The organism is Streptomyces sp. L-9-10 (assembly GCF_004151105.1).
GTDB lineage: Bacteria > Actinomycetota > Actinomycetes > Streptomycetales > Streptomycetaceae > Streptomyces.
In genome coordinates this window covers 697,481-707,901 of record NZ_PHRF01000095.1, presented here as the reverse complement: position 1 = coordinate 707,901, position 10,421 = coordinate 697,481, and the positions used below count along the sequence as shown (strand labels likewise).

Annotated in this window: 14 protein-coding genes; 7 read left to right on the top strand and 7 right to left on the bottom strand. The window is 68.5% G+C overall.

Translation table 11 applies throughout. From position 1 onward, the window contains the following. The 4 genes from CU044_RS24680 to CU044_RS24665 all read right to left on the bottom strand — a co-directional run. A partial coding sequence (locus tag CU044_RS24680; RefSeq protein ID WP_240045804.1) for a hypothetical protein occupies positions 1-304 on the bottom strand: 304 nt, incomplete at its 3' end. 65 nt (positions 305-369) lie between these two features. Next, positions 370-660, bottom strand: a complete 291-nt coding sequence (locus CU044_RS24675) for a hypothetical protein (protein ID WP_129770873.1) — start codon at positions 658-660, stop codon at positions 370-372. 140 nt (positions 661-800) lie between these two features. Beyond that, on the bottom strand, positions 801-1,385 hold the full coding sequence (locus CU044_RS24670; protein WP_129770872.1) for a phage tail protein: 585 nt from the start codon (positions 1,383-1,385) through the stop codon (positions 801-803). 143 nt (positions 1,386-1,528) lie between these two features. Further along, positions 1,529-1,936, bottom strand: a complete 408-nt coding sequence (locus tag CU044_RS24665; protein ID WP_129770871.1) for a hypothetical protein — start codon at positions 1,934-1,936, stop codon at positions 1,529-1,531. A 270-nt stretch (positions 1,937-2,206) separates the two neighbouring features. On the opposite strand from CU044_RS24665, the gene CU044_RS24660 reads away from it, so the two are divergent. Further along, positions 2,207-2,485 (top strand): hypothetical protein, encoded by a 279-nt coding sequence (locus CU044_RS24660; protein WP_129770870.1) that lies wholly within the window; start codon positions 2,207-2,209, stop codon positions 2,483-2,485. Between the two features lie 161 nt (positions 2,486-2,646). Here CU044_RS24660 and CU044_RS24655 read toward each other — a convergent pair whose 3' ends face one another. The 3 genes from CU044_RS24655 to CU044_RS24645 are packed head-to-tail and all read right to left on the bottom strand — an operon-like array spanning position 2,647 to position 3,955. Beyond that, complete coding sequence (locus CU044_RS24655) at positions 2,647-2,844, bottom strand: hypothetical protein (protein ID WP_129770869.1); 198 nt, start codon at positions 2,842-2,844, stop codon at positions 2,647-2,649. Further along, on the bottom strand, positions 2,841-3,641 hold the full coding sequence (locus tag CU044_RS24650) for a hypothetical protein (RefSeq protein ID WP_240045803.1): 801 nt from the start codon (positions 3,639-3,641) through the stop codon (positions 2,841-2,843). The genes CU044_RS24655 and CU044_RS24650 overlap by 4 nt, the downstream gene beginning before the upstream one ends. Positions 3,642-3,652: 11 nt before the next feature. Continuing rightward, positions 3,653-3,955: a WhiB family transcriptional regulator gene (locus tag CU044_RS24645; RefSeq protein ID WP_129770868.1), complete on the bottom strand. Its 303-nt coding sequence runs from the start codon at positions 3,953-3,955 to the stop codon at positions 3,653-3,655. A gap of 253 nt (positions 3,956-4,208) precedes the next feature. Here CU044_RS24645 and CU044_RS24640 point away from each other — a divergent pair, with 253 nt between their 5' ends. The 6 genes from CU044_RS24640 to tuf all read left to right on the top strand — a co-directional run bounded on the left by CU044_RS24640 (position 4,209) and on the right by tuf (position 10,360). After that, positions 4,209-4,685, top strand: a complete 477-nt coding sequence (locus tag CU044_RS24640; RefSeq protein WP_129770867.1) for a helix-turn-helix transcriptional regulator — start codon at positions 4,209-4,211, stop codon at positions 4,683-4,685. A 249-nt stretch (positions 4,686-4,934) separates the two neighbouring features. Then, the gene (locus CU044_RS24635; RefSeq protein WP_129770866.1) at positions 4,935-5,702 is read left to right on the top strand and encodes a hypothetical protein; all 768 of its coding nucleotides are present in this window, start codon (positions 4,935-4,937) and stop codon (positions 5,700-5,702) included. A gap of 294 nt (positions 5,703-5,996) precedes the next feature. After that, a complete protein-coding gene (gene rpsL / locus CU044_RS24630) occupies positions 5,997-6,368 on the top strand; it encodes a 30S ribosomal protein S12 (protein ID WP_003948652.1) in 372 nt (123 codons plus the stop codon). A gap of 2 nt (positions 6,369-6,370) precedes the next feature. Continuing rightward, positions 6,371-6,841, top strand: coding sequence for a 30S ribosomal protein S7 (gene rpsG / locus CU044_RS24625; RefSeq protein ID WP_030351427.1), 471 nt, complete (start codon positions 6,371-6,373; stop codon positions 6,839-6,841). Positions 6,842-6,879: 38 nt separating this feature from the next. Next, on the top strand, positions 6,880-9,006 hold the full coding sequence (gene fusA, locus CU044_RS24620; RefSeq protein WP_129770865.1) for an elongation factor G: 2,127 nt from the start codon (positions 6,880-6,882) through the stop codon (positions 9,004-9,006). Between the two features lie 160 nt (positions 9,007-9,166). After that, complete coding sequence (gene tuf, locus CU044_RS24615; RefSeq protein WP_129770864.1) at positions 9,167-10,360, top strand: elongation factor Tu; 1,194 nt, start codon at positions 9,167-9,169, stop codon at positions 10,358-10,360. Positions 10,361-10,421 lie beyond the last annotated feature (61 nt).

The window sequence follows — 10,421 nt, the reverse complement described above, 5'->3', positions numbered from 1 at the left end:
TCGACATAACCGGGGTCCGCGGCCAGTGCCGCGTGCCGCTCCCGCAGCGGCCGCAGCAACTCGACCACCGCTTCCGCCGTGTCCTTCTTGAGCGCGCCTTCTCGTCCGTGTTGACGGAGGCGAACATCCAGTTGGCCGCCGCGAGATGGTCCACGGCCGCGGCGAGCAGATAGTCGGTGACCGTCCACTCGGCCGCGTCGCCGTGCAGGGCGTGGGAGATCGCGCTGTCGCGTGGCATGTGTTCGATCAGCACCGCGAGCCGGCGGGCGGAGAGCCGGCCGCGGTGCCAGTCGAGCAGGTCCACGCCGTAGTGCCGCAGCAGGTCGGCTTCCAGCGCCTCGGCGTGTTCTTCCGCGAACGCGTCGAGGCTCAGTCTTCCCCCAGGCCGAGCCCGGTCTCCTTGCCGTACGCCTCAAGGATCGCGGCGATGTCCTGCATGGTGACGTCGTGCCGGGCGAAGCGGTCGAACTGCCGCTGTCCCATCAGCAGGGCCAGCAGCCCGTCCACATCGTTGTCGTCGAGACCGCGCAGGGCCTTGGCGGTCTCGCGGGTGAGTTCGGTGGGGAGTTCGAAGGTGTCGTCGTCCAGGTCGAAGGACCAGGTACGGCCAAGGGCCTCCATGCGCTGAGCGCGGGCGGCGTTGACGTCGAATCGGGCCATGCGGTTCTCATCTCCGTACGGAAGTGGGCCGGTGTGAGTGGTGTGGCCGGCGTGACCGGTGTGAGCGGTGCGGGTGGTGCGGGTGGAGAGGTGGCCGGGGGCGGGTCCGGCGCCGCGGTCCCGCCCCCGGGCCGGAGGGGTTACGCGATGCCGTAGGACGGGTCCTTCATCACGAAGGTCGCCAGCGGCTGGGTGTCGCCCGAGGACAGCGCGGTGAAGGTGACGCCGAGCGAGGCGGCGGCCTTCCGGGCGAGCTTGATGTCGTCGCTCGCCGTCACCTGGCCGCGCGGGATGACGAAGCGGTACGTGATGTCCGAGCCGTCCTTGAACTCCAGGCCGAGGGCGCGCTCGTCGAACTGCGGGCCGTCCGGCACCGAGTAGGAGTAGACGCCCGGGTTCGCCGTGGCGTCCACGGACGTGACCCGGTCGCCGCCCATGAAGAAGGGCAGGGTCTCCTCGTTGAACTGGAGCAGCGCGAACTTCAGGCTCAGGTCGCGGTCCGCGTAGATGAAACGGGCCGGGCTGATGGCCTGCCAGGTCTCGACCGGGTCCAGCTTGTCCTTCTTGCTGAAGGTGACGCCCTCGGTGGAGGTGTAGCCGAGGTCCTTCCACACCGACGGATCCCAGTCGACGGCGAAGTCGGTCGGGGCCGGGGTGCCGGCCGTCGCGACGAGGATGCGGCCGGTTCCGGCGATACGGATCTCGGACGAGTTGTTGCCTGCCATGAATCGCTCCTGATGGGTGAGAGTGGTGAGTGAGTGAGTGGGTTGGTGAATGGGCGGGTGGTGGGCTGCCGTGGGTACGGCAAAGGCCCCGCCGGTGGCGGGGCCCGGTCCATGGGGTGGGGCGGGGCGAACGGAGGGCGCGCTCAGTCCGTACGCAGGGAGAGGCGCAGCACGCAGAGGTAGCGGTTGGCCGCCGCGTAGACGTAGTCGGGCAGCCAGCGCGGGCCGTCGGCCTCGGTGACGTCCGTGATCGTCGTCGTTCCGTACACCCGGCCGGTCGCGGTCAGCAGCGCGGCGCGCGCGGCGTTGGCGAGCGTGTGCGCGGTGGACTTGTCGGGGCCGTAGACCTCCAGCTCGATCAGCGGCTGGTCCAGATGCAGATCGTCGATCCAGGCCCCGCCGACGCGGGAGACGAGGACCGCCTTCGCCGTGCCGTCGAAGCCCGGCGGCGGGGTTTCGTCCACGATCGCGCCGGCCAGTTCCGCGCGGTCGTCGAGGAGGTCCACGACGATGGCCTGCACATCGGGAAAGGCGCTCGGGGGAGAGGACATGACGGATCACTCCAGGTGGCATGGGGCGGGCGGGCAGAGGGCGGGGCAGAGCGCGGGCATACGAGAGCGGCGGAGTCGCACCCTGGAGGGATGCGGGCACAACTCCGCCGCTGCACCAACTGTGACGCACAACGTGCGAGCGCGCAACTAACTAACCGCTCGCGCTCGCAATGACTCACTCTTCACTGCTATCGCTGCGCTACGCTGCGTATCATCGAACTAACATTCGAGTGCAGGGCGTGAGAGGCGGTACGGGTGAGGAGGAGCGCGATGGCGAGCAGTGCCCATGACCGGCTGGTGGATGTGGTGGCCGCGGCCGTGGAAGTGGCTGCCGAGGCGGGGGAGGCCGGGACGTACACCGATGACGTCGCCCGGACCCTCACGGCCGTCGTCGGCAAGGTCGGCGCCCGTATCGCCGTCGACGTGGAGGTACGCGGGTTTTCGAGCGGCTGGCAGGAGGCCATCGATCTGGCGGGCGGCGGCTCGCTGGACGGTGCCCGGGTTCTGCGGATGCCCGAGCGGTCCGACGACATCGACGGCGGCTCCTGATCTCTCCCGTGGCAGCCCTCCCGCTCAAGATCCGGGGACCAGGGTACGGGGACCTGGGTGCGGGGACCTGAATACGGGGACCTGAATACCGGGAACGACGAAGGCGGCCACCCCGCGAAGGGAGTGGCCGCCGAGCTGTCTCCGGAATCCCCGGGTGTGGGTCAGTGGAGCCGTCCGCGTGCCGCGCGCTCCGCGGCGAAGACGTCCTCCAGCCGGTAGAGCTGAGCGCGTCCCCGCTTGCCGGCCGGTGCGAGCCGGCCGAGCTGCACCCACTTCCTGATGGTCGCGGGGGCGACGCCGGCCTCGGTCGCCGCGAGATCACCCGTGATCATGGCGGCGCCGTACGGTACGGCCGTCATCGGACCTCGCCCCCGCCCTCGCGCCCGCGCCCATGCCCGTCCTGCCTCGGCCGCTCCTCGACGCGGTCGCTCATCTCCCGCGCGCTGCCGCCCGCGGCCTCGGCGAGCGCGGCCCACTCCGCCGCCTCCCAGGAGTGCCGGAAGGCGGGATCGGCGGCGCAGTCGCAGGCGTCCTCACCGCAACGGCACGCGGGGTTGACGCAGAGCACCGCCTGCCGCGACGGGAAGGCCCGCAGCGACACCGAATCGCACCACGGGCAGCGGCCGTTCACGCGCACCATGGGTTCGGTGTCACCGAGAGTGCGGGCGCAACGGCGGGCCATCCGGCGTGCCTCGTCGCGTACATGGCGCGCGAGCACCGGTTCGGCGGCGATACGGTCCAGCAACCCGGCGATACGCAGCAGCCGTTCGGGGACCTGGGCGCGGCGCGGCCGGGGGAGCCCGAGCTTGTGATGCACGGCCTCGTCCAGTTCGACGACGCCGTCGGTGATGTCGCGGATCGCGTCGGACACGTACAGGCGCAGGGGTGCGGCGGAGTGGCCCGGGACGGCGAGACCGTGCACCTGCTCATTGCGCAGCGCGTCCCGGCGCTCCGCGCGGAGTCGTGCGTCGGGGGCCGGGCGGCCGGGTGTGGTGACGGGGGTGGGCGTGGGCGTGGCTCGGCCGGGGGCCAGTTCGTCCAGCAGATCGGGGAACTGGCGGGCGAGCAGGGTGATCCAGAGCGCGGCGTCGGTGTCGGTGCCGGCGTTGATGTTGGCGTTGGTGTCGGTGTCGGTGTCGTGGGCGGGTGCGGGCATGAGGTCCTCCATCAGCGCTTCGTCCCCTTCTGCCGCCGGTCCCGCCGACGGGTTCGCTGTCGGCCGAGCGCGACGGGGCGTCCGTTCCGCCACAGCCGTCCGGCGCTGACTCCGTCGAACCAGCTCTCCGCGGGAGCCACCGCCTCCTCGCACTCCCGCACCACGGGGCAGCGTGCGCAGGCGCGGAGGGCGGGTCCGGCCGTCGACGCGTGCTGGGCGAAGACGATCTGCGGAGGAAGACCGGAGCAGGCGGCGGCAGCTCGCCAGCCGGCTAACTCCCTTGTCCGGGGCGGTTGTTCGGAGGGTGTGGGCATGGCGACGCTCCAGTCGGCAGAGTCGGCGCAGGCCGGGTGGCATAGGCGCGCCGGGCGAGGATGCAGAGTTACATGTTGCGAGCGAGCGCGCAACTAATAATTCCCTGCGGTGCCCCGGGTGACGTAGGGGTGGCGCAGAGGTGACAGGGCATTGGCGGCAACAGAATCCTCACAATTGGCACAGACGAAGGCCGTAATTCTGTGCGCGCAAGCGCGGTAGCCTGTTACCCGCTTCGGAGGGAGGCGACCACCCATGACTTCCAGCGAACTCGAGCAGTTCGCCACCTGGGTCGAAGAGCTGATACGTCGGCGCGGTTTCGACATCGACAGCCCTCGTGGCGGGGGCAAGTCCCGCCTCGCCGATGAGGCGGGTGTGCACCGGGCCGCCATCACCAGGCTGCTCCAGCGGCAGAGCATGCCGGACCTGGAGACCACCCGGCGGCTGGCGCACGTTCTTCAGGTCCCGGTGCGCGAGATGCTGATCCGGTCGGGCCGGCTGACGGAGGAGGACCTGCCGCTCCCCGATCCGCCGTACGCGGCGCCCGCCGGGGAGTCCGTCACCGGTTCCGCGTCGCGCACGCTCACGCTGGAGGAGGCGGCGATCGCCCTCGGCGTCCCGGTCGAGCAGCGGGACATGTTCGTCAGGGTCGCCGGACAGTTCCTGCCCGCGAACGCGCCGGCCGCGGCTGCCGCCGACCGGGACGAGCGGATCCCGCTCGCCTCGGACTGACCGCTCCGGGCCGCTCCGGGCCGCTCGCTTCGGACTGGCCGCCCAGGGCTGACCGCCTCGGACTGACCGCTTCTGACCGGCCCGTTACCGAATGTGCCCGATAAACTGTCATGGCCTGTCCCCGCACCTACGGATGTGCAGGCGGAACACCTCTTTGTGAGGGTTTGTCGGCGGTAACGCGGGGCTGAGCGGCCGTGCCTGGGCTGTGCCGCCCCGACGCCATGGGCGGAATGGGCGGGATGGGAGGCCATGGGACGTGACGAGGAGACGCGCGCGGCAGAGGACGACGAGCCTCCCCAGCCTTCCCTGCCCACCACCAAGGACGACAGGATCCGGGCCGGCGGCCCGCTGCTCCCGCCCCCGGGAGATCTCCGGGCGCTCCTCGACTCCCTCGGCCGGTCCCTCGAAGACCACGCGCCCGAGGAACTCGTCGTACTGCTGCGCGAGGAGATCGAACGACGGGAGCTGAGGGCGTACGCGAGCGGCTGGCGGGACGCGGCCGAACAGTACGAACCAGCGCTGGAGCAGTCGCGGGCCGCCGCCAGGACCGGACGTCTGCGGCTCGTCGGGCGCACTCCCGGACAGGCGGCGGTGATCCCGTTCCCGCATGAGCGCCCGCCGGAGCGCCCACAAGATCGCCCGCCGGAGCGCTCGCGAGAACGCCCGCAAGAGGGCCCGCGGGGGGACCCGGCGCGCGACCACCCGGACCGGCGGGACGGCCCCCAAGCCCCCGAGGCCGGTCCGCGCACCGCCCCGCGTACCGAACAACGCGCCGACCCGCACGCCGACCCGCACACCGCCCCGCGTACAGAACAACAACGCGCCGACCCGCACACCGACCCGCACGCCACCCCGCATGCGGAGCAGCACCCGCCCGCCCCGCCAGCCGAGCCCGTCAAACCCGCCTTCGTCCACAAGAGGCGCAGCTCGAAGGTGCCGACCATCCCCATGCTTCCCCCGCCCCGGCGCACCCGGCGCGACCGTTCCCGGCCCCCCGGTGACGACCTGCTCCAATGAGCCGCGTCGCGCCCCCGTCGCCCGCCGTTCACCAGGGGGACGTCCGGCGTGTCGGGGGGCCCGGCATTTGTTTTGACCGGAGTCCATGAGGTAGGTACGCTCAGACCTTGTGCCTGGGGTGTGCCTGGGCTCCTGTGCGTGTCCTCAACCGCACGCGAGCTTGAGCACCGGCCACCGTAATCTGCCCCCTCCTCACCCCCGGGTGAGGCTGTGCAGTATTCGACACACCCGACCGCGTGGGTCGGAGGTGTTCCAGGTTAGTTTCACTGACGGCACACAGAAACCGGAGAAGTAGTGCCTACGATCCAGCAGCTGGTCCGGAAGGGCCGGCAGGACAAGGTCGAGAAGAACAAGACGCCCGCACTTGAGGGTTCCCCTCAGCGCCGCGGCGTCTGCACGCGTGTCTTCACGACCACCCCGAAGAAGCCGAACTCGGCCCTCCGTAAGGTCGCGCGTGTGCGTCTGACCTCCGGCATCGAGGTCACGGCCTACATTCCGGGTGAGGGACACAACCTGCAGGAGCACTCGATCGTGCTCGTGCGTGGTGGCCGTGTGAAGGACCTGCCGGGTGTTCGCTACAAGATCATCCGCGGCTCCCTTGACACCCAGGGCGTCAAGAACCGCAAGCAGGCCCGCAGCCGCTACGGCGCCAAGAAGGAGAAGTAAGAATGCCTCGTAAGGGCCCCGCCCCGAAGCGCCCGGTCATCATCGACCCGGTCTACGGTTCTCCTCTTGTCACGTCGCTGATCAACAAGCTTCTGCTCAACGGCAAGCGTTCCACTGCCGAGCGGATCGTGTACGGCGCCATGGAAGGCCTCCGCGAGAAGACCGGCAACGACCCGGTCATCACGCTGAAGCGCGCGCTTGAGAACGTCAAGCCCACGCTCGAGGTCAAGTCCCGCCGTGTCGGTGGCGCCACCTACCAGGTGCCGATCGAGGTCAAGCCCGGTCGCGCCGCCACCCTCGCTCTGCGCTGGGTCGTGGGTTACTCCCGCGCCCGTCGCGAGAAGACGATGACCGAACGCCTCATGAACGAGCTGCTCGACGCCTCCAACGGTCTCGGCGCCTCGGTCAAGAAGCGTGAGGACACGCACAAGATGGCCGAGTCCAACAAGGCCTTCGCGCACTACCGCTGGTAGTCGCTACCCACATCGAGACCGAGAGAAGATTGAGCCTTATGGCCACCACTTCGCTTGACCTGGCCAAGGTCCGCAACATCGGGATCATGGCCCACATCGACGCGGGCAAGACGACGACCACCGAGCGCATCCTGTTCTACACCGGTGTGAGCTACAAGATCGGTGAGGTCCACGACGGCGCTGCCACGATGGACTGGATGGAGCAGGAGCAGGAGCGCGGCATCACCATCACGTCCGCCGCGACGACCTGTCACTGGCCGCTCGACGACGTCGACCACACCATCAACATCATCGACACCCCGGGTCACGTGGACTTCACGGTCGAGGTGGAGCGTTCGCTCCGCGTCCTCGACGGTGCCGTCACCGTGTTCGACGGTGTCGCCGGTGTGGAGCCGCAGTCCGAGACGGTATGGCGGCAGGCCGACCGTTACGGCGTGCCCCGTATCTGCTTCGTGAACAAGCTCGACCGGACCGGCGCGGAGTTCCACCGCTGCGTCGACATGATCAAGGACCGCCTCGGCGCGGTTCCGATCGTCATGCAGCTTCCGATCGGTGCCGAGGCCGACTTCAAGGGCGTCGTCGACCTCGTGACGATGAAGGCCTTTGTCTGGTCCGCCGAGGCCGCCAAGGGCGAGATGTACGACGTCGTCGACATCCCGGCCACGCACGTCGAGGCGGCCGAGGAGTGGCGCGGCACGCTGCTGGAGACCGTCTCGGAGAACGACGACGAGCTGATGGAGCTGTACCTGGAGGGCACCGAGCCCACCGTGGAGCAGCTGTACGCGGCGATCCGCCGTATCACCATCGCCTCCGGCAAGTCGGACGGCACCACCGTCACCCCGGTGTTCTGTGGTACCGCGTTCAAGAACAAGGGCGTGCAGCCCCTGCTCGACGCGGTCGTGCGCTACCTGCCGACCCCGCTCGACGTCGAGGCCATCGAGGGCCACGACGTGAAGGACCCCGAGCTGGTCGTCAAGCGCAAGCCCTCCGTCGACGAGCCGCTGTCCGCGCTGGCCTTCAAGATCATGAGGGACCCGCACCTCGGCAAGCTCACCTTCGTCCGTGTGTACTCCGGCAAGCTGGAGTCCGGCACCGCGGTACTGAACTCGGTGAAGGGCCGCAAGGAGCGCATCGGCAAGATCTACCGTATGCACGCGAACAAGCGTGAGGAGATCGAGTCGGTGGGCGCCGGCGACATCGTCGCCGTCATGGGCCTGAAGCAGACCACCACCGGTGAGACGCTGTGCGACGAGAAGAGCCCGGTCATCCTGGAGTCCATGGACTTCCCGGCGCCGGTCATCGAGGTCGCGATCGAGCCCAAGTCCAAGGGTGACCAGGAGAAGCTGGGTGTAGCCATCCAGAGTCTCGCGGAGGAGGACCCCTCCTTCCAGGTGCACAGCAACGAGGAGACCGGCCAGACCGTCATCGGCGGTATGGGCGAGCTCCACCTTGAGGTGCTGGTCGACCGTATGCGGCGTGAGTTCAAGGTCGAGGCGAACGTCGGCAAGCCGCAGGTCGCCTACCGTGAGACGATCCGAAAGACCGTCGAGCGTGTGGACTTCACGCACAAGAAGCAGACCGGTGGCACCGGGCAGTTCGCCAAGGTGCAGATCATGATCGAGCCCATCGAGGGTGGCGACACCTCGTACGAGTTCGTGAACAAGGTCACCGGTGGCCGTATCCCGAAGGAGTACATCCCTTCGGTGGACGCCGGCGCGCAGGAGGCCATGCAGTTCGGCATCCTCGCGGGTTACGAGATGACCGGTGTCCGCATCACGCTGCTCGACGGTGGCTACCACGAGGTCGACTCCTCGGAGCTGGCCTTCAAGATCGCCGGTTCGCAGGCGTTCAAGGAAGGTGCCCGCAGGGCGTCTCCGGTGCTCCTTGAGCCGATGATGTCCGTCGAGGTGACCACGCCCGAGGACTACATGGGCGATGTCATCGGTGACATCAACTCCCGGCGTGGCCAGATCCAGGCCATGGAGGACCGGGCCAACGCCAAGGTCGTCAAGGGCCTGGTGCCGCTGTCGGAGATGTTCGGCTACGTCGGAGACCTCCGCAGCAAGACCTCGGGTCGCGCAAGCTACTCGATGCAGTTCGACTCCTACGCCGAGGTTCCCCGGAACGTCGCCGAGGAGATCATCGCGAAGGCCAAGGGCGAGTAACTCTTCCGAGTCCACGCTTTAGGCTTGTCACCGGCACGTCCCGGGGCAGTTCCGCCGGATCCACCAGATCATGGCGGGGCCGCCGCGGGGGCCGGCATCCCAGCAAAGATCACCTGGCGCCGATGAGTAAGGCGTACAGAACCACTCCAGGAGGACCCCAGTGGCGAAGGCGAAGTTCGAGCGGACTAAGCCGCACGTCAACATCGGCACCATCGGTCACATCGACCACGGTAAGACGACCCTCACGGCCGCCATTACCAAGGTGCTGCATGACGCGTACCCGGACCTGAACGAGGCCTCGGCCTTCGACCAGATCGACAAGGCTCCTGAGGAGCGCCAGCGCGGTATCACCATCTCCATCGCGCACGTCGAGTACCAGACGGAGTCGCGTCACTACGCGCACGTCGACTGCCCCGGTCACGCGGACTACATCAAGAACATGATCACGGGTGCGGCGCAGATGGACGGCGCCATCCTCGTGGTCGCCGCCACCGACGGCCCGATGCCGCAGACCAAGGAGCACGTGCTCCTGGCCCGCCAGGTCGGCGTTCCGTACATCGTTGTCGCCCTGAACAAGGCCGACATGGTGGACGACGAGGAGATCCTCGAGCTCGTCGAGCTCGAGGTCCGCGAGCTGCTCTCCGAGTACGAGTTCCCGGGCGACGACCTGCCGGTCGTCAAGGTCTCGGCGCTCAAGGCCCTTGAGGGCGACGCCGAGTGGGGCAAGACCGTTCTCGACCTGATGAAGGCCGTTGACGAGTCGATCCCGCAGCCCGAGCGCGACGTCGACAAGCCGTTCCTGATGCCGATCGAGGATGTCTTCACGATCACCGGTCGTGGCACCGTCGTCACCGGTCGTATCGAGCGTGGTGTCCTGAAGGTCAACGAGACCGTCGACATCGTCGGTATCAAGACCGAGAAGACCACCACCACGGTCACCGGCATCGAGATGTTCCGCAAGCTGCTCGACGAGGGCCAGGCCGGTGAGAACGTCGGTCTGCTCCTCCGTGGCATCAAGCGCGAGGACGTCGAGCGCGGCCAGGTCATCATCAAGCCGGGTTCGGTCACGCCGCACACCAGCTTCGAGGCCCAGGCCTACATCCTGTCGAAGGACGAGGGTGGCCGTCACACCCCGTTCTTCAACAACTACCGCCCGCAGTTCTACTTCCGTACCACGGACGTGACCGGCGTGGTGACCCTCCCCGAGGGCACCGAGATGGTCATGCCGGGCGACAACACCGTCATGACGGTCGAGCTGATCCAGCCCGTCGCCATGGAGGAGGGCCTCAAGTTCGCCATCCGTGAGGGTGGCCGGACCGTCGGCGCCGGCCAGGTCACCAAGATCAACAAGTAGTCGTTGATCTGACCTGGTAGCTCCTCGGAGCATCCAACAGGGGCCCCGCACCCCGTCCGTG

Bases quoted from the DNA above. Each gene is read 5' to 3' on its own strand.
- CU044_RS24655 (WP_129770869.1), bottom strand. From the start codon at position 2,844: ATGACGGCCGTACCGTACGGCGCCGCCATGATCACGGGTGATCTCGCG.
- CU044_RS24640 (WP_129770867.1), top strand. From the start codon at position 4,209: ATGACTTCCAGCGAACTCGAGCAGTTCGCCACCTGGGTCGAAGAGCTG.
- CU044_RS24660 (WP_129770870.1), top strand. From the start codon at position 2,207: ATGGCGAGCAGTGCCCATGACCGGCTGGTGGATGTGGTGGCCGCGGCC.
- CU044_RS24645 (WP_129770868.1), bottom strand. From the start codon at position 3,955: ATGCCCACACCCTCCGAACAACCGCCCCGGACAAGGGAGTTAGCCGGC.
- CU044_RS24650 (WP_240045803.1), bottom strand. From the start codon at position 3,641: ATGCCCGCACCCGCCCACGACACCGACACCGACACCAACGCCAACATC.
- CU044_RS24675 (WP_129770873.1), bottom strand. From the start codon at position 660: ATGGCCCGATTCGACGTCAACGCCGCCCGCGCTCAGCGCATGGAGGCC.
- CU044_RS24635 (WP_129770866.1), top strand. From the start codon at position 4,935: ATGGGACGTGACGAGGAGACGCGCGCGGCAGAGGACGACGAGCCTCCC.
- rpsG (WP_030351427.1), top strand. From the start codon at position 6,371: ATGCCTCGTAAGGGCCCCGCCCCGAAGCGCCCGGTCATCATCGACCCG.
- fusA (WP_129770865.1), top strand. From the start codon at position 6,880: ATGGCCACCACTTCGCTTGACCTGGCCAAGGTCCGCAACATCGGGATC.
- CU044_RS24670 (WP_129770872.1), bottom strand. From the start codon at position 1,385: ATGGCAGGCAACAACTCGTCCGAGATCCGTATCGCCGGAACCGGCCGC.
- CU044_RS24665 (WP_129770871.1), bottom strand. From the start codon at position 1,936: ATGTCCTCTCCCCCGAGCGCCTTTCCCGATGTGCAGGCCATCGTCGTG.